Annotated in this window: 13 protein-coding genes; 5 read left to right on the top strand and 8 right to left on the bottom strand. The window is 63.4% G+C overall.

From position 1 onward, the window contains the following. Positions 1-202: 202 nt before the first annotated feature. Positions 203-943, top strand: coding sequence for a hypothetical protein (locus FV139_RS10865; RefSeq protein ID WP_148068443.1), 741 nt, complete (start codon positions 203-205; stop codon positions 941-943). Positions 944-973: 30 nt separating this feature from the next. Here FV139_RS10865 and FV139_RS10860 read toward each other — a convergent pair whose 3' ends face one another. The 7 genes from FV139_RS10860 to FV139_RS10830 all read right to left on the bottom strand — a co-directional run bounded on the left by FV139_RS10860 (position 974) and on the right by FV139_RS10830 (position 10,717). Further along, positions 974-1,666 (bottom strand): P-loop NTPase family protein, encoded by a 693-nt coding sequence (locus FV139_RS10860; protein ID WP_148068442.1) that lies wholly within the window; start codon positions 1,664-1,666, stop codon positions 974-976. 210 nt (positions 1,667-1,876) lie between these two features. Beyond that, positions 1,877-2,593 carry a DUF3592 domain-containing protein gene (locus tag FV139_RS10855; RefSeq protein ID WP_148068441.1) on the bottom strand — a complete coding sequence of 239 codons (717 nt, stop codon included), beginning with the start codon at positions 2,591-2,593 and terminating at the stop codon, positions 1,877-1,879. 126 nt (positions 2,594-2,719) lie between these two features. Beyond that, positions 2,720-3,973, bottom strand: coding sequence for an energy transducer TonB (locus tag FV139_RS10850; protein ID WP_148068440.1), 1,254 nt, complete (start codon positions 3,971-3,973; stop codon positions 2,720-2,722). Between the two features lie 427 nt (positions 3,974-4,400). Next, positions 4,401-7,523: an efflux RND transporter permease subunit gene (locus FV139_RS10845; RefSeq protein ID WP_148068439.1), complete on the bottom strand. Its 3,123-nt coding sequence runs from the start codon at positions 7,521-7,523 to the stop codon at positions 4,401-4,403. Continuing rightward, positions 7,516-8,913 carry an efflux RND transporter periplasmic adaptor subunit gene (locus tag FV139_RS10840; RefSeq protein ID WP_148068438.1) on the bottom strand — a complete coding sequence of 466 codons (1,398 nt, stop codon included), beginning with the start codon at positions 8,911-8,913 and terminating at the stop codon, positions 7,516-7,518. Before FV139_RS10840 ends, FV139_RS10845 begins: the two co-directional genes overlap by 8 nt. Further along, positions 8,910-10,223 (bottom strand): TolC family protein, encoded by a 1,314-nt coding sequence (locus FV139_RS10835; protein WP_148068437.1) that lies wholly within the window; start codon positions 10,221-10,223, stop codon positions 8,910-8,912. The genes FV139_RS10840 and FV139_RS10835 overlap by 4 nt, the downstream gene beginning before the upstream one ends. A 104-nt stretch (positions 10,224-10,327) precedes the next feature. Beyond that, entirely contained in the window at positions 10,328-10,717 is a 390-nt protein-coding gene (locus FV139_RS10830) for a hypothetical protein (protein WP_148068436.1), read from the bottom strand. 133 nt (positions 10,718-10,850) lie between these two features. Between FV139_RS10830 and FV139_RS10825 the strand changes: the two genes are divergently transcribed. The 4 genes from FV139_RS10825 to nhaA all read left to right on the top strand — a co-directional run bounded on the left by FV139_RS10825 (position 10,851) and on the right by nhaA (position 17,200). Further along, a complete protein-coding gene (locus FV139_RS10825; RefSeq protein ID WP_148068435.1) occupies positions 10,851-12,335 on the top strand; it encodes a protein adenylyltransferase SelO in 1,485 nt (494 codons plus the stop codon). 125 nt (positions 12,336-12,460) lie between these two features. Then, positions 12,461-14,065: an AMP-binding protein gene (locus FV139_RS10820; protein ID WP_148068434.1), complete on the top strand. Its 1,605-nt coding sequence runs from the start codon at positions 12,461-12,463 to the stop codon at positions 14,063-14,065. 107 nt (positions 14,066-14,172) lie between these two features. Continuing rightward, on the top strand, positions 14,173-15,792 hold the full coding sequence (locus FV139_RS10815) for a tRNA-dihydrouridine synthase (RefSeq protein ID WP_148068433.1): 1,620 nt from the start codon (positions 14,173-14,175) through the stop codon (positions 15,790-15,792). A 61-nt stretch (positions 15,793-15,853) separates the two neighbouring features. Continuing rightward, complete coding sequence (nhaA, locus tag FV139_RS10810; protein ID WP_148068432.1) at positions 15,854-17,200, top strand: Na+/H+ antiporter NhaA; 1,347 nt, start codon at positions 15,854-15,856, stop codon at positions 17,198-17,200. Between the two features lie 13 nt (positions 17,201-17,213). Here nhaA and FV139_RS10805 read toward each other — a convergent pair whose 3' ends face one another. Continuing rightward, positions 17,214-19,127, bottom strand: a complete 1,914-nt coding sequence (locus FV139_RS10805) for a patatin-like phospholipase family protein (protein ID WP_148068431.1) — start codon at positions 19,125-19,127, stop codon at positions 17,214-17,216. Positions 19,128-19,133: the final 6 nt, after the last annotated feature.

Raw genomic sequence — 19,133 nt, 5'->3', positions numbered from 1 at the left:
AAGCCCCCACTGATCGAGTACGCGAGGGTACGGAACACGCAAACCCCAAAAAAAATCCAGATTCTCTGGGCAACAAGGCGTAAGGCTCTCGCTTAGGACATGAAAGCGCTCGTTAGCGGTCACTCAGGATGCAAAGTAATCGCTAGCGATGGATCGCTTTCACGCAAATTACCGGGACGTGTTCCATCAAGGAGGAACCATCATGTTAAGAAGCATAATTATCGGATCTGCACTGGCCATATCGGTGAATGCTATGGCCTTGCCCAAGGGCAAACCTTTTCAGGAGATTGCCGCGGAACTGACAGCACTGGAATCGGAGATGGCCGCTCTCAGGGAACGCCTCGACGAAGGGGACAAGGAATTACGCACAGCGATCGATTACCTGGCCAAGATGATCACATTGAACGCATACGCGATCTCGAGTGTCGAGGACGTTCTCGTCATACTACAGACCCAGACCAAGGACCTGGCCAGCGCGCTCAACATCAGCAACAAAGCCCTGGCTGCGTTGGCGCTGGAACTGGCGCAACAGGTGGCAGAGCTGCAAGCCGCAGACGAGGCGTTGGCCGCCCGGCTCGAGGTGCTGGAAGCGATTGACCATGCGAGGGTGACCGGGCAGTGTCCGGATGGATCAGCGGTGGTCGCCATATCGGAATTTTCCCTGACCTGCGAAGCGATAGAGGTAACGGGAAATCCCAATATCTATCGGAAAAACGTCGTGGAATCTGCTGCCACACCGAGGGATATCATTGTCGGCGTCTCCTGCGACAACGCCTCGGACAAGGCCTATAACGCCGGTTTTCTGGCCAGTCCACCGACCGCATCAGTCAGCGAGAATTTCGAGATATTCCACACTTTCACAGATACGCCGAGGCGCCAGGTACGCGCCACCAACGCGACGCGCCTGGTGGCCTACGTCGACTGCGAGTTGGCCAACCCCTGATAGCGGGGCCGGCCCGGCCTCGGGCACCGATCACTGGGGCGACGGCAACACCTGCCCCAGCGCCTGGTAGGCCTTCTTGAGCCAGATGCGAGCGCGTTGGCGCTCCATCAGGCTCAGGTGATCGGCATTGTCATCCTTGACGTTCTGCGCCGCCCAGAAACTGAAACTCAGGTCGTCTATCCGGCGCATGGTCTCCGGGTGCAGGCCGGGCAGGCTGACTTCGCTGGCCGGGGTTTCACCGCCCTGAACAAGGGCATCCACGGCCGTAAAGTTTTTCCCGCAGCCGTGGTTTTTCACCACCACGCAGTCCATCTGTCCGGCGTAGCGGTCGAGGAAGCGCTGCAGCAGGCGCGCTGAGTCCACCCCGTCGTCCACGACATACCAGTAACTGAAGCGGGTACCGGTTTCCTCGCACAACTCCAGCACACCGCTCTCCTCGAGCCAGCGCTCGAGGAAGCGCTCGCTCTGCGCCGGCAGGTCGACCACGATCTGCAACTCGTCCTCCAGCGCCGACTCCATGATCTGGTCAGTGCTTTCAAAGGAGTCCAGCACGATGGAGCGGGTAAATTCAGGGTAGAAGCGGGCCAGGGTGCTGTGGGACTGGTCCGCGTCGAGGCCCCGATAGGTCTGCGCCGTATCGAGGAAGTACTGGGAGAGAAGTCTGGAGAACACGGACTTGCCAACACCGCCTTTTTCTCCACCCACGAAATGAATACTGCTCATAGCATCAACCACTTTTCAGAAGTCAGTCAGGAAAAACGTTATCGCACATATTGTCTGCGGTATTGTGACAGCTTTCACCTCCTGACGACCGCAAACAATTCTGCATTGACCGAAGAAGCGCTGAATCCCGCCCACACCACAGAATCTCTTGCCTCCGCGGCTAATGCAATACCAGCAGCAGCGTGTACGGTGCGACAGTGATTGGCGCTTTTAACTGGTCACGTCTCCCACCCAGATCGGGCGCATTTTCTTCGCCGGGTCGCGCATTATCTCGATCTCACTACCCACTGGATATCGCGCTTTCCGGGCCTCGGACAGGTTGAGCGTCTGCCCTGTAGCACCCTCTCCGTCTTCCCATAGCAGTCGATAGGCCTTCTCACGCGATCCCGAAACATCCTTGACCCCGGTGACCCGGGCTGCGACGCGCTCGCCAGACTGGAGCATGCGGATCGCACCACCAGCATATGACCAGACACCCCGAATAAGATAAGCACCCAGAGCGAGTATCGCCAAACCACCATATCGCAGCCAGCTGAACCATTCCTTGGACGAGTAGTGCTCGATCCAGATCGTTTCAGGCGACTCTGGCAGGTAGGAAATGGGCAAGGTATCCCCCTCCATCAACTGATCGAAGAAAGTACGGGACACGCTCTCACTGCCGGAATAACTTTGCCCTTCAACCGTATAGTTCACGTACACTGCCCACGACTTATCTCTTTTTTTGATGCCCGTCCTGTGTTCAAGCTCCATCAATCTGGAGACCGTAGCCTGGGTGTCAACCGCCCCTTCCTGACTGCCCTCGACAAGCAGCGCAGCCATGAATGATGCGAGAAAGAGCAATAGACCCACTGCAGAGACCAGCACGCCAAACCACCCATTGTTTCGCCTGAACAGTGAAAAGCGTGTAGGTGTCTGGCCGGACATCATAAGCAATCCTCTCTCGGGGTCATTCGAATGGCGCTGCCTGATAACAGGGTCGCCCAGGCAATGTCCGATTGCAAATTTACGCTCGGCCGCAGCCCCGGGTACAGCCATTCTGTAACCGGATTTCGGCTATTCAACCAGCCAGTAACTCCGCTCCAACTCGCCGCTGTCCACGGCCTCTCCCATATGAATCGCCGGACGGAAATGGGTTTCCCGCAGGAGCCGCCGGATCCGGAAGCCGGTATCTTCCGGGCCCGATACCAGTGTGACCTTTCTGGCCTGCCCGCTCGCCGACACTGAAAAGCTCAGGGTCACTGCAGCGTCCCCCTGTTCGGGAGGAATGACCTCCCCCATCGCTCCGTTGGCCGGCAGCTCTGCCGGCTCTTCCAGCCAGTCCGGGCGTTCCGCTTCAGGGGCGGCCAGAATCGCACGCTCGACCGATTCATAGGCCTTGCGCGCATTGCGCCGCTGGTCGTTCCACTGGTACCAGTCGCCCTGCTCCAGCCTGATGGCCGCCAGCCAGAGCGGAGGCAGGGTTGGCCAACGTTCGATGTAGTCCTCGAGTATCCGGGCACCGTAGCCCACAGAGCGGCGCTGCCAGCTGTCCAGGATATTGCGCTCCGAGCCTGGCTGGACCGCCGTGGTCGTAGCCTCCGCGATCGGGTCCATGCCCTGGAGCAAGTAGAGGTTGAACAACTGGCTCATCACCAGTTGCCGGTGCGCGTCCGGGTCCGGTTCGGGGGAAGCCAGGTAGCTCTCGAGCAGGCGGCGGTTGGTATCAAGAAGTTCCAGCAGCCGGCCGCCTACCGCCTCGTCGGGAATCTGCTGCAGTACCTGCCGCTGCCAGCTCAGGTAGCGGTCTGCCGCCTGCAGTCGCTCCGGCGTATACGGTGGGAGCCCGCTGCCCGCCACCCGAAACAGCTGGCGATGCACCCGATCGAGCCCTGCGACGTCTCCCTGCTTACCGTAGAGCGCCATTTGCGCCTCCAACAGCGGGACCAACGCCTCACTCTCGAAGCCGCTGTTGATGCGCTCGACATACACTGCCCGCTCATACAGGCGCAGGGCCTCGTCGTCCTCACCCTGCTCTTCGCGCAGACGCGCCAGCGAGACCAGGGGCTCGGTCAGCGTTGCAGAATAGGGGCCTGTACCCAGTTCGCCCTCGCGGAGGGCCTCGCGATAGGGTCGCGATGCCTCACTGGCATGCAGGGGATTGGCAGCAGGCACGTCCGGTGTACTTACCGGTGCGCTTTGCCCCTGCACCCGCACAAATTCCCGTCCATAGGCCGCTGGCAAGTGCGCCAGCGAGCACTGCGGATACCACAGTCCCAACCAAAGCAGTGGCCACAACAGCGCGTACCGCCGCAGGCTATCTGCCATCATGAGGAGTCCGGTGAATAACAAGGGAGTTTCTGATCATCGCGTTACCGAGAGAGGTCATCGCCTGGGATACAGGTGCCACCTTCCCGTCACCAGCCTGAGAATCAGGTGCAATGCAAAGTAGGCGAGAAAGCCGAGGGCGAGAATGAAAAGCCACTCCGGTTCAACATGTACGGTTCCACCCCAGGCACCGCTCCACTGCCACATCCAGATATTAAATGCTGTCCACAGGACCAGCCCTAGCAGGCTGAGCAAGGAAAGGAGCCTTGAGGCTGTTGCAGAGGCCATCCCTCTTCTCCCTGTTCTCTTCCGGCTTCTGGCTTCGACCCCCATACACTGTAGGAAAAACGCGGACTGCGCAATGACTCCACAGGGTGTATCGCGCCAAGCCCGGCTGACCCGACGGCACGCGAACCGGCCAGGGTCGCGATCAGTTCGCGACCTGGTGGCCTATCTCACGCCTGCGCCACAGCCAGTAGATCACCGGCAGAATCAGCAGGGTCAGTACCACCGAGCTGACCATTCCTCCCACCATGGGCGCCGCCAGCCGGCTCATCACTTCCGAGCCGGTGCCGCTGCCGTACAGGATGGGTACCAGGCCAACAATGGTTGCCGCAGCCGTCATCACCACCGGGCGCACCCGCAGTACCGCGCCGTGCAGCACCGCCTCGCGCAACGCTTCATCGCTGGGCGTTGCATTGTCCCGCTGCAGTTCGGCAAAGGCCTGGTCCAGGTAAACCAGCATGATCACCCCGGTTTCCACCGCGATACCGGCCAGCGCAATCACCCCCACCCCTACCGCGATGGAGAAGTTGAAGCCGAGCAGGTACATCAGCCAGACGCTACCCACCAGAGCCAGTGGCAGGGTGCCCATCAGGATCGCCACCTGGGTGAAGTTGCTGAAGTTCATGTACAGCAACACCACGATGATGGCCAGGGTCAGGGGGATGACGTACATCAACCGCGCCTTCGCGCGCTCCATGTACTCGTACTGGCCAGCCCAGGTCACCGAATAACCCGGCGGCAGTTCCAGTTCCTGCGCCACCACTTCCCGGGCTGCCGTCACGTAGCTGCCGATATCCACACCGTCGATGTCGACAAAGGTCCAGCCATTGATCCGGGCATTCTCGCTCTTGATCCCGGGTGGACCGTCCTCCACCCGCACCTCGGCCACGTCGGCCAGTGCGATGCGCTGACCGGCGGGCGTCACAATGGGCAGCAGGGCCAGTTGCTCTGGCGAGTCGCGATAGGCCTGGGGATAGCGCAGATTCACCGGGTAGCGCTCCAGCCCTTCCACTGTCTGGGTGACATTGGTGCCGCCAACCGCCGTGGCAATTACCTGCTGCACCTGGGAAATTCCCAGACCATAGCGCGCCGCCTGCTCACGGTTGATGTCGACGTTGATATAACGACCGCCGGCCACCCGCTCGGAATAGACGGAAGCCGTACCCGGCACCCCGGCCAGCACCTGTTCCAGCTGTTTGCCGATTTCCTGGATGGTATCGAGGTCCGGCCCGGCGACCTTCACCCCCACCGGGGTCTTGATGCCGGTGGCCAGCATGTCGATACGGGTCTTGATGGGCATCACCCAGGCGTTGGTCACGCCGGGCAGTTTCACCAGGGCATCCAGCTCCTGCTTGAGTTTCTCGGTGGTCATACCGTCGCGCCATTCATCCCGCGGCCTGAGCTGGATAAAGGTCTCGATCATGGTCAATGGCGCCGGGTCGGTGGCCGTTTCGGCGCGGCCGATCTTGCCGAATACGGTGGCCACCTCGGGCACCGTGCGAATCAGCTTGTCGGTGTGTTGCAGCAGGCGGCGCGCCTCGCCGATGGAAATGCCCGGGTAGGTGGTGGGCATGTACATGAGGTCGCCCTCATCCAGAGGCGGAATGAACTCGCTGCCGATGTGTTGCAGTGGCCACAGGGCGCTCAGGGTGAGCAGGGCCGCCAGCGCCAGGGCTGTTTTCGGGCGCCCCAGCGCGGCCTTCAGCGCCGGCAGGTAGGCGCGCATCAGTACCCGGTTGACGGGGTTCTTCGCCTCGGGAATCACCTTGCCGCGAATGAAATAACCCATCAGTACCGGCACCAGGGTAATGGCCAGCGCCGCCGCAGCACCCATGGCGTAGGTCTTGGTGAACGCCAGGGGCGAGAACATACGCCCCTCCTGCGCCTCCAGGGTAAACACCGGGATGAAACTGACCGTGATGATCAGCAGGCTGAAGAACAGCGCCGGCCCCACTTCCACAGCACTTTCGGCCACCACCTGCCAGCGGTTCTTTGCCGTCAACGGGGTCCGCTCCATGTGTTTGTGCATGTTTTCGATCATCACGATGGCGCCGTCGATCATGGCACCGATGGCGATGGCGATCCCGCCCAGGGACATGATGTTGGCATTCAGGCCCTGCAGGTACATCACCACAAAGGCCGCGAGAATGCCGACAGGGAGGCTGATCACCGCCACCAGCGACGAGCGCAGGTGGAACAGGAACAGGGCGCACACCAGCGCCACCATCAGCAGTTCCTCGCCCAGCTTGTACCACAGGTTTTCCACCGCCCGGTCGATCAGACCCGAGCGGTCGTAGACCGTGACCAGTTCCACGCCCTCGGGCAGACTGCCCTTGAGGCTCTCGAGCTTCGCCCTTACACCGTCGATGGTGGCGCTGGCATTCTCGCCGAAGCGCATGACAACGATGCCGCCGGCCACCTCCCCGTCGCCGTTCAGTTCCGCCACCCCGCGGCGCATCTGTGGCCCGAGCACAATGTCGGCAACATCCTTCAGTAGCAGGGGTGTGCCATTTTCGTTGGTGCCAAGGGGCACATTGCCAATATCCTCGGCGCTCTGCAGGTAGCCGGAAGCCCGTACCATGTACTCGGCCTCGGCCATCTCCACTACCGACGCTCCCACTTCCTGGTTGGCCTCGCGGATCGCGGTCTGGATCAGGGACAGGGGAATGCCGAAGGCCCGCAGCTTGTCCGGGTTCACCTGCACCTGGTACTGCTTGACCATGCCGCCTACCGTGGCCACTTCGGAGACACCGGGCACAGTTTGCAGCTCATAGCGCAGGAACCAGTCCTGCAGGCTGCGCAACTCGCTGATATCGTGCTGGCCGGTGCGGTCCACCAACGCATAGAGATAGACCCAGCCCACGCCGGTGGCGTCCGGGCCCAGCTGTGGCCGCGCATTCTCCGGCAGCGACGGCGCCACCTGGCTCAGGTATTCCAGTACCCGGGAACGGGCCCAGTAGAGATCGGTGTCCTCATCGAAGATGACGTAGACGTAGGAGTCCCCGAAGAAGGAGTAACCACGCACGGTCACCGCCCCGGGCACCGACAGCATGGCGGTGGTCAGCGGATAGGTCACCTGGTCCTGCACCACCTGGGGCGCCTGACCGGGGTAGCTGGTCTTGATGATGACCTGTACGTCGGAGAGATCGGGAATGGCGTCCACTGGCGTATTGCGCACAGCGAACAGGCCCATGCCCACCAGAATGGCGGTGGCAAGCAACACGAAGAAGCGGTTGCCGACTGACCAGCGAATGACCGACTCAATCATTGCGCTGCTCTCCATCGACCGAAGCATCATTCATGGTCGAGTGATCCATGCTGCCGTGGTCCATATCGCCGTGATTCATGGTCGAGTGATCCATGCTGCCGTCACCCATATCACCGTGATCCATGGTCGAGTGATCCATGTTGCCGTCGTCCATATTGCCGTGATCCATGGTCGAGTGATCCATTGCCGCCATCGGCTGCATGCGCTGGAAGTCGGAATTCTTGCTGGATTCCGAGTCGAGCAGGAACTGGGCCGACACCACCACTTCGTCGCCTTCAGTGAGGCCCTCGAGAATCTCCACCGACTGCTCATCGAAACGACCGGGGCGAACTGCCACCGACTTGAAGCAGCCGTCACCCAGGGCCAATACCACCCGGTCCTGCCTGCCCGTGCGGATCAGGGCTTCCCGCGGCACCACCAGGGCTTCGCCTCCAGACTCACCGCGGATACTGATCTGGGCGAACATGTTGGGCCGCAACTGGCCGTCCTCGTTGGCAAAGCGCAACCTCGCGCGCACGGTGCGCAACTCGGGATCGAGATCCGGATAGACGTAATCCACTTCGCCCTCCCACTCCCGGCCCGGCAGGTAATCGAGGCGCATGGTCACCGGCAGGCCGGCCTTCAGGCCCGCCACCTGCCGCTCGAAGACTTCCGCCTCCACCCACACCTCGTCCAACTGGCCGATAGAGAGCATCGTGGTGCCCGGCTGCACGTAGAAACCCTCGCGAATGGCCAGCTCATCCACCACACCCCCCTGCACCGCGTAAAAGGTCACGGTCTGTACCGCAGTGCCGCGCCGGCGCAGCTGCTGGATGAATTCCTCGCTCAGGTGCAGGGCACGCAGGCGCGCGGCAGCCGCGTCGATCAGGGCGCTGTTGTTGCGCTTGAGGGCAATCAGCAACTCTTCCTGCGCGTTAACCAGCTCGGGGGAATACAGCGCGTAGAGTGGCTGCCCCTGTTCCACGGGGTCACCGGCGGCCTTCACATACAGCCGCTCCACCCAGCCCGACACCCGCGGGTGAATATGCACCAGGCGGTCTTCGTCGTAGTCCACATAACCCACGGTCTGGATCTCGGTCTGCCAGCTCTGGTGCCGGGCCGGCGCTGTCCGCACCCCGAGATTGTTGACGACCTCCGGTGAGATGCGCACCGTACCGGGGCCGGCATCGCTACCGCCCTCCTCGTACACCGGGATCAGGTCCATGCCCATCGGCGATTTTCCGGGCTGGTCACGGCGGTAATTGGGATCCATGGGCGCGACCCAGTACAGGGGCTTGCGCTCGGCGGACGATTCATCGTTCACACTTTGGGCAGTTCCGCCCGACAGCAGCAACGCCGAGGCACCGGCCCCGACCAGGGCACTTGCAATGACAGTCAACAGGGTTTTCACGGTGCTTTCTCCTCTGCGGCGTCGAGGCCAGCCAGGTAATAGTTGAGGCGGGCAATGGCGCGCTGGCGCTCCACCCGGATACCCAGGGCTTCTACCCGGGTGTTGAGTTCATCGATGCGCGCACGCACCACTTCGGCAAAGTCGCCGTCGACGCTGGTATAAGCACTGAGCGCAGCCTCGGACTGTTCGTGCATCTGCGCCAGCAAGCGGTCGCTGTACAGTGATTCGCGCGCCTCCAGCTGGGTCAGGCTGGCGCGCTCCGCTTCAAATCCGGCCCGCAGGCGACGCAGCGCCAGGGCCCGATCGGTGCGGCTGGCTTCGGCCTGGGCCGCGGCCGATTGCAGCTCCCGGTCCTGGCGATTGGAGGTAAACAGCGGCAGGTCAAAACTCACCCCCACCGAGAAGAAGTCCGCCCGGTCCATGCCGTCCGGAGCGTCGTCACGGTAGCCGTAGCTGGCGTTCACACCCCACTGGGGGCGGAACTTCTGCCGCGCCAGCTCCACATCCACCTCGCTGGCGGCAATGGTTTGCTCGACACTGGCCACCACGGGGTGAGCCGAGAGCACCTGTCCCAGCCAGGCGGCGTCCACCGGGCCGGCCGCCCTGACCCGCTCCGGCGCCCGCAGGGCCAGCTCGGGCAGCGCCCCACCCACGCCAACCCCGGCGCCCAGCCACTGGGCGAGCTGGCCGACGGCGGTATCGTGCTGCTGGCGCAGGCGGGCAATGCGGTCATCCAGGCGGGTGAGTTCGAGCTGGGCGCGAATCACATCCTGCTGGCGGGTCTGGCCGAGGGCATTGGAATAGCTGTTCTGCGCCACTTCGAACAGGTATTCGAACAGCGACCGGTCCCCTTCAATCAGGCGGGCACTTTCCTGCGCCAGCCAGGCGTCAAGCCACAACCCCGCCACGCTCACAGCGAGCTGTTCGCGGCGGTCCGACCTGAGGTGCGACTGCTGCTCACCCAGCAGGGCAAAGCGCTGCTGGCCGAGCTCGAGGCTGTCGCCCCGGGGCAAGGCCTGGCTCACCCCGACCTTGAACTGGGTCATGGGTTCCTGGTTGAAATTGAAGGTATCAATCGGCAGGTTGGCGGCGCCGAGGCTGATCATCGGGTCCGGCAGGCTGCCGGCGGCCACTTCACTGGCCGCCAGCGCCTCCTGACGCAGGCGGCTGCCTTCCAGCCAGGGGTCTTGCTCTCGCGCCAGCGCGATGGCGTCTTCCAGAGACAAGGGTCCCTGGGCCAGTACAGGCGAGCTCAGACTACATAACACCACCACCAGGCTGGCGATACGGACAAAGGGTACGGCGAACATTGTGATTTCCCCATCTCGGGAGCTGGCGAACCAGCGCTGACACAAACCTCCGGTGCACTACACCGCAGGGTCAAAACGCGTCGGACAGGCGTAGCTGTCCTGTGTCAGGCAAAGATCGGGGGACGTTCGAAACGGGAACAGGCGGGAGAGGTATTGCGCACCGGAGCAGGTGGCAACAGGGCCGCCGAAGGCGGTAATTGCAGCACGTCGACCGTGCACGGCAGCGCCGCACCGGTGAAGCAGGCCTGCATCGGACAGTGTTCGCTGTCATCGCAGCAGTCACCACTACCGGGCAGGTTGGCACCGGGCATATCAGTGTCGGGCATCTCCATGCCGGACATTTCCATGCCAGGCACACTCATATCCATATGAGCGGCGTGGGCCGGGCCATCAACGCTGCCGGCACCCGGACACGCACCCGCCCCCACCGACTGGAATGCGAGGCCCAGCAGGAGGAAAACGGTGATCAACAATGTGTTCAGTCGCGACAGCATGGGCGGATTATAGTCGGGACCGGGTTGTGGATAAAGTGTCCAGATTACCGCCAACTGGCACCGGGTGCCTTCCCCCGGCAGGGGTGATACAGTCGGAAATTCACCCCAACAGCCTGCCAGCGCCCACACCGCCATGACGTCTCCCTCCCACTGGCCCTTCGACAACAGCTACGCCAACTTGCCCGGGCAGTTTTACAGCCGCCTCGAGCCCTCGCCCGTCACCCGGCCCGGCCCGATCCGGATCAACCGGGAACTGGCCGCCGAACTGGGCCTGGACGCAGACTGGCTGGCCTCCGGTGCCGGCACCCGGGTGCTCGCCGGCAACGCCCTGCCGGCGGGCGCCGAACCGCTGGCGGCCGTCTATGCGGGACACCAGTTCGGCGGTTTCAATCCTCAACTGGGGGACGGGCGCGCCATCCTGCTGGGCGAGGTCGTGAGCCCGAGCGGTGAGCGTTTCGATATCCAGCTCAAGGGCTCCGGGCGCACGCCCTATTCCCGGGGTGGCGACGGCCGCTCTCCCCTGGGGCCGGTATTGCGGGAATATATCGTCAGCGAAGCCATGCACGTTCTGGGGGTTCCCACCAGCCGGGCCCTGGCGGCAGTAACCACGGGCGATACTGTCTACCGCGACAGGGCCCTGCCAGGCGCGGTCCTGACCCGGGTGGCCCGCAGCCATATCCGGATCGGGAGTTTTGAATTTTTTGCCGCCCGCCGCGATACCGGGGCGCTGCAACAGCTGGCCGACCATGTCATCGCGCGCCACTACCCGGAGGCGGCGAGCGCCGCGAACCCGGCGCTCGCCCTGCTGGAAGGTGTTATCCGGCGCCAGGCGGCGCTGGTGTCCCGGTGGCAGCTACTGGGCTTCATCCACGGGGTCATGAATACCGACAATATGCTGCTGTCCGGCGAGACCATCGACTACGGCCCCTGCGCATTCATGGACGACTTCCACCCGGAGACGGTGTTCTCGTCCATCGATCACAACGGTCGCTATGCCTGGTGCAACCAGCCCTCCATCGCCCACTGGAACCTGTCGGTGCTGGCCCAGTGCCTGTTGCCGCTGCTGCACCAGGACGAGCAGGAGGGGGTCAAGCTGGCACAGGCGGCGGTGGACCGCTTCCCGGAGCAGTTCCTGGCGGCCCACCAGGCGGGAGTCAACCGGAAACTGGGCTGGCAACAGTCCCGCGATGGGGACCGGGAGCTGGTGGAGGAACTGTTCGAGCTGATGGCGGCCGAGCGCGTGGACTTCACCCTGTTTTTCCGCCGGCTGGCAGATTTTGCCGCGCCGGCCAGCGCCGCGCCCAAGGTAGAGGAACTGATGCCCTTGCCGGCGCGGTTCCTGCCCTGGATGCAACGCTGGCAGGCCCGCTGCGACGCCGAAGGCGGCAATCCGGAACAACGACAGGCCGCGATGTACCAGGCAAACCCTGCCTTTATTCCCCGCAACCACCTGGTGGAGGCCGCGATTGCCGCGGCGGTCGAGAGGGAGGATTTTCAGCCCTTCCACAGTTTGGTCAAGCGACTGCGCAATCCCTTTGACTACGAGCTCGCTGACCGCCGCTACGCCCTGCCCCCGCAACCGTCAGAGGTGGTCCACCAGACCTTCTGCGGGACCTAGGTAGAGGCTGGGCGGTACCTGCCTGCCTCTCCGGCACCCTGTCGCAAGTGCGAGCTTGCGGACTTTGCGACCCCCACTTACTCTCGGGGCGTAATGCTCCATACCAATAACAAGGTGTCCTCCAGATGACTGATTCCTATGCCAAAGGCCCCTCCGAACCACCGATTCGCGACGTGACCGTCGGCGAACTGCTGGCCGAGGCCGCGCGTGACAATCCCGATCGGCTGGCCCTGATCGCCGGGGTTCCCGATCCGGCGGCGCGCCGCCAGTGGACCTACGCGGAACTCTACGACGACGCCCAGGCCCTCGCCCGGGTACTGGCGGAGGAGTTCGAACAGGGGGAGCGGGTGGCGGTGTGGGCCGGCAACGTGCCCGAGTGGGTCATCGTGGAATTTGCCGCCGCCCTGGCCGGGGTCATCCTGGTTACCGTCAACCCCTCCTTCCAGGCCAGGGAATTGCAGTACATCCTGACCCAGTCCCGGGCCAGCGGCCTGCTGGTGCAGAACAACTGCCGCGGGAACCCCCTGCTGCAGCACGCCGAACAGGTGCGCGGCGAGTGCCCGGAACTGCGCTGGATGGCCTGCCTGGACGACATGGATTCGCTGCTGGCCCGGGGCCGGGAAAGTCAGCAAGCCCTGCCCTCGGTGCGCCCCGGCGACCCGGTGATGATCCAGTACACCTCCGGCACCACCGGCTTTCCCAAGGGCGCGCTGCTGCACCACCGCGGCCTGATCAACGTGGCCCTGTTCAGCATGGCATTGCAGGGAGCCGGAGACGCCGGCGTGCTGGTGAACCCCATGCCGCTGTTTCACACCGCCGGTTGCGGCCTGGCCGTGCTGGGCGCCGTGGGCAGCCAGTCCACCTTTGTGCTGCCGGAAATGTTCGAGCCAGGGCTGATACTCGAGCTGATCGAGACCTACGGTGCCCGCAACCTCGTCGGCGTACCGACCATGCTGGTGGCCCTGTTGGAGCACCCGGATTTCGGCAAACGCGACCTGTCCTCCGTCCGCTTCATTGGCTCCGGGGCCGCCACGGTGCCGACAACTTTGGTGCGGCGGCTGGAAGAGACCCTGAATGCCCCCTTCTCCATCGCCTTCGGCCAGACCGAGTGTTCCCCCACCGCCACCCTCACCCTGCCCTCGGACAGCGTCGAGGACAAGGCCAGTTCCGTGGGCCGCGCCATGCCCCATACCGAAGCCAAGATCGTCGACCCGGAGACCGGGGAAATTGCGCCAGTGGGCACGCTCGGCGAGTTCTGCACCCGCGGCTACCACGTGATGCTGGAATATTTCGATATGCCGCAGGCCACCGAGAAGACCATCGACGCCGATGGCTGGCTGCACACGGGCGACCTCTGCACCATGGACAAACGGGGTTACTTCACCGTTGAGGGTCGCCTCAAGGACATGATCATCCGCGGCGGGGAAAACATCTATCCGCGGGAGATCGAGGAAGCCCTGTTCCGCCACCCCAGCGTGGCCGAAGTCGCCGTGGTGGGCCTGCCCCACGACCGCTGGGGCGAGGAAGTCGGCTGCTTCCTGCGCCCCACGCCGGGCCAGGAACTGGATCAGGAAGCCCTGTTCAGCTACCTGCGGGAGAACCTGTCTCCCCAGAAAACCCCGCGCCTGTGGTTCGAGGTGGAGAACTTCCCGCTGACCGGTTCCGGCAAGATCCAGAAGTTCAAATTGCGGGAACTATGGCAGAACGGCGAATTCAGCCCCATGGAATGAGCCCCGGCACTTAGACTCCCCCCGGGCCAGGCAGTATAATTGCCGCCAGCCCGGGAGCCAGCACGCGCCGGGGCACCCGTCCAACCAGACCCCGACCGAGCAGCGCTTTGACTATCGAATTTTTCGGCAAGACCCTGTCCGGCCCCTTCACCGTGCCCTCCGGCATCGTGACCACGGCCGTGCCCATCATCCAGTACGTCTTCGACAACATGCCCGAAGTGGGCGTGTTGACCACCAAGAGCATTGGCCTGGAGCCACGCCTGGGCTACCGCGAGCCGGTGCTGAGCCAGTATGCCCCGGGCTGCTTTGTCAACGCAGTGGGGCTGACCAACCCCGGCGCCCATAAATCCGCCGAACTGATGGCCCAGTTGCAGGTCCCGGCGGACCGCTTCCTGCTGACCTCCATTTTCGGCGGCAGCGTGGAGGAGTTTGTCGAGGTTGCGAAGATCCTGGCGCCGGTGTCCGACGGGCTCGAGCTCAACCTCTCCTGCCCCCACGCCAAGGGCTATGGCATGGCCATGGGCCAGGACCCGGACATGGTGCGGGAGATCGTCAGCGCGGTGAAGGCCGTGGTCGACATCCCGGTGATTCCCAAGCTGACTCCCAATGCACCCAACATCGGCGAAATCGCCAAAGCCGCGGCCGAAGGCGGCGCCGACGGTTTCTGTGCCATCAACACGGTGGGACCCGGTTACACCTCGGCCCACGGCCATCCGGTGCTGTCCAACGGCGCCGGCGGCATGTCCGGCAAGGGTGTACTGCCGATCGGCCTGAAGTGCGTGCGCGAGGTGGCCGCGGCCACCGGGCTGCCGATTATCGGCTGCGGCGGTGTCAGCAGCGCCGACGACGTACGCGCCTTCCTTGACGCCGGCGCCACCGTGGTCGGCGTGGGCTCGGCCCTGATCGGCCTCACCACCGACGAGATCGCCGACTACTTCCGCACCCTCGCCGACGACCTCGAATCCGGCCGCAACCAGGCCGAGGGCAACGTTCACTACGACATCGACATGAGCTTCCGCCCGGTCACCCTGGTGGAGAACCAGCGGGTCTGCGACGACATCTGCGTGCTCACCTTCGACCGCAAGGTCAACGTGCAGGCCGGTGAATTCATTTTCCTGTGGATTCCGGGCCTCGGCGAGAAACCCTTCTCCGCCCTGACCGATGACCCCTTCTCCCTGGCGGTTATCGACGTGGGAGAATTCACCCACGCCCTGATGGACCTGGCCCCGGGTACCGAGGCCTATGTACGCGGCCCTCACGGCATCCCCGTCGCCCCGCCGGAAGACGGCAGCATCGTCGCGGTGGCCGGCGGAACCGGTCTGGCGGCGGTGTACCAGCTTGCCCGCGACTTCGGCAACGCGAAAGTTTTCACCGGTGCCCGCAGCGCCGAGCGGCTGTATTTTGTCGAAGAGTGCGCACAGATCGCCGAGGTCCACGTGGCCACCGATGACGGTAGTGCCGGTTATCACGGTGTGGTCACCGAACTGCTGCGCGAACACCTGCAGGCCATGACGCCCGAGGAACTGGCAAAACTCGTGTTCTATAACTGTGGCCCGGCGCCGATGGTGCACGCCGCGGTGAAAGTGCAACGCGAGTACTGCAAGGACGAGCAGATTTTCAGCTCCATCGACTACCTGACCAAGTGCGGCGTGGGGATTTGCGGTGCTTGCGCCTCCCCCGACGGCCGTCGCCTGTGCGTGGATGGGCCGTTTTTGAGCACAGTTTAGGCCCGATTAACCCACCCGGACTGCTATCCTAGGGGCTCACATTCCCCGAAGTGATCGAGCTATGTCCGACGGAATTCACCACGCCCCCTGGGAAAAGGCCTTCGACCGGCTGCTGACGCCGCTGGAAGAATTCATCCACCGCCAGACCACCAGCGGCATCCTGCTGATGGCCTGCGCGGTCATCGCCCTGGTGGTCGCCAACAGCCCGCTGCTGCACGGTTACGAGCACTTCCTGCACACCCCGATCAGCCTGGGCTTTGGCGAGGGCGTGTTCTCCCTGTCGATTCATCACTGGATCAACGAACTGCTGATGGCCTTCTTCTTCCTGGTCATGGGCCTGGAACTGAAGCGGGAGCTGCTGGTGGGAGAACTGTCCTCCCTGAGCCAGGCGCTGCTGCCGATTTTCGCAGCGGTCGGCGGCATGTTGATACCGGCGCTGGGTTACTGGATCTTCAACACCTCGGGCCCGGGCGCGGCGGGCTGGGGCATACCCATGGCGACCGACATCGCCTTTGCCATCGGCGCCCTGAGCCTGCTGGGAGCGCGGGTACCGAAAAACCTGGTCACCTTCCTGATCGCCCTGGCCATCGTCGACGACCTCGGCGCGGTACTGGTGATTGCCCTGTTCTACACCAGCGACCTCAACCTGACAGCACTGCTGTACGCCGCCCTGTGCACCGGCCTGCTGGTTTGCCTCAACGCCATCGGCGTGCGCCGCACCCTGCCCTATGCGGTGGCGGGCACCCTGCTGTGGATGGCCATGCTGGCCAGTGGTATTCACGCCACCATTGCCGGAGTGGTCATCGCCTTTACCATTCCCATCCGCCCCAAGTTCAAGCCGGAGGTGTTCATCGACAGGGTAGAGGACTCCTCGAAGAAAATGCGCAAGGCGGTGTGGGACAACCCCGATATCATCCACAACAACCGTTTTCGCTCGCTGGTCACCGCGCTGGAAGACGGGGTGCACCTGGTACAGGCCCCGGCCCAGCGCGCCGAGCACGCCCTGCACCTGCCGGTGGCCTACCTGGTGATACCGGTATTCGCCCTGGCCAATGCCGGTATTCCCATTGACCTCGCCGAGGTTAGCAGCACCCTCTCCAACCCGATTACCCTCGGGGTCATCTGCGGGCTGTTACTGGGCAAGCCCCTGGGGATCGCCGGGTTTACCCTGCTGGCACTGAAACTGAAGGTGGCGCGCCTCCCTGAGGGGTTGGGCATGGGCCATATCGTGGGCGTGGGATTGCTGGGGGGCATTGGCTTCACCATGTCGATCTTCATCGCCGATCTCGGCTTTGCCGATAGCCCCGCGGACCTGCTGATGGCCAAGACCGGGATCCTGCTGGCCTCCCTGGTCGCGGGCCTCAGTGGCTTCTTCCTGCTGCGCGGGCTGGGAAGGCCGGCAGCCTGAGCGCGCGCTGCACTCAGGACGCACTTAAGCGGCCGCTCTCCTTGCGCTGGTCCACCAGTGCCATCGGGTCCTCCCGCAGTTCCTCCCACAGGGCCAGGGCCCGCTGGTACAGGGCATCGGCGCGGCTGCCGGGGGGAATGTCCTGCTGCTCACCGGCGCCGTAGCGCTTGCGCAGGTGGCGCATCAGGTTGTAGCAGGTGGTCATTTCACCGGCACTCACCAGGATATCCATCTCACCGTAGCCGCGCCAGGTAACGTGAGGGTTCAGCCACAGGGCGGTCTTGGTGTGGGTTGCCATATCGACGATCTCGCACATTTCCTCGGTGGGTGCGGGCACCCCCGTCAGGCGCTTGTCGTCATCCAGCAGGGTGGAAATTTCGTTGGTCATGATGCGCCCGGACAGGGAGTGCTCGTCCAGGCTGGCGGAATACACCGTGCTGTAGCTGAGCTGGCGAATCCGGTTCATGTAGACCTTGGAGGTCAGGGCCACGGTAGAGCCGACCCGCAGGCTGATCATGCTGATAGCCTCACCCAGCTTCAGCTTCTTCAGGTAGTGCCACGGCTTGTGGCGGAAGGGTGGCATGACCTTTTCCATTTCCCGGTTCAACTGGACGATGGTGAGCCGGGTCTTCAGCACGACGGCCGCCAGCAAGAACATGATGGTCGTGGGAAATATGAAGGAGAAGAATTTGCGGAAGGTCCCTCCTTCCATGCCGATATGGTCCCGGTAGGTCCACAAGTCCCAGAGGCCGTCGCCAGCGCTGAGCACCATGAGTCCGGTCAGCACCCAGATGAAGGCGTCGTACTGGCCCAGCTTGCGGCGGGTGAAAAAGTTGGAGTCGCTTTTCGGCAGGGGCTTGCTGGGGTAGAAGGTTTCGCTGCGTACCGGGGTGTCTGAGATGATGAACAGGCGCAGGTGACTGAGATCAATGCCGTCGTCGCAGGCATCCGCATTCATCCGGGCCTTTGACGCCCGGGAGAAGCGGTCCAGCCAGTCCCCCCAACCCTCGACCGAGGTGGGCTCGGTGACGCTGGCGGTATCGTCCTCCAGGCAACCGGCCTGTTGCTGGCGAGCCCGGTCACGGCGCATCATGGCCAGCAGGATACTGGTCACCCCCTGGTTGTCGTACACGCCTCCATCCATCAGGGCAATCTTGCGGTTCGCACCGCCGGTCTGGCGCTCGATCTCGTCGGCGACGGCCGTGCACACGGGCCGCCCGGGTTCGTCGTCCCGGGGCCAGTGGAAATCATCCGGGAAAAACAGGGGTTCCATACCCGCCGGGATACAGGCCGAGGCGGCCATGACATCCGCCATGCGCATGACCCGGGCATGCGCCTCGTCCACACTGACATTGCCATTACCGATCTTGCAGGGGAACTGGCTCTTCTGGAAACGGAAGGCGATACCGGTCTTGAACTCGGTGGCGTTGAACATGACCTCCGTCAGGTGCGCATCGGTACTGTCCCAGAACTGGCCAAAGGTGTGCGTCTCGTAGAAGCGGGAGAAGTACTGCTCGTGCAGTACGTTGGCCATGGAAGTGATCAGGTCGCGCCGCCCGGAGGGATAGAGCGAATCCTGGTTCTGCCGGACCTTGCGGAAGATTTCTTCCATGGTGTTGAGCCCCGGCAGGAACTCATAGAGGTTGTCGAAACACTCCTGGTAGCCCTTGCCCTCCGCCTGGCACAGGGCATAACTGGTACCCGCCAGGCTGCCACCGGATACCGACGACAGGATGTTGATGTTGCGCAGCAGGTCGACCCGGTCGAGCATGTCCAGCGCCCCCAGGTGAAAGCCGGTCGCCCGCAGGCCACCGCCAGACAGTGAAATCGCAATGTGCGACAACAATCGTTCGTCGTTGGGATCGTCACAGCAGTCGTCTACCTGTTCGACAGGCGTGTGATCGTGGACGTGGTCGTGAACTTCCATATTCAA

This window comes from Parahaliea maris, from assembly GCF_008064665.1.
GTDB classification, from domain to species: Bacteria; Pseudomonadota; Gammaproteobacteria; order Pseudomonadales; family Halieaceae; genus Parahaliea; species Parahaliea maris.
This window is presented reverse-complemented; position numbering and strand designations above follow the sequence as displayed.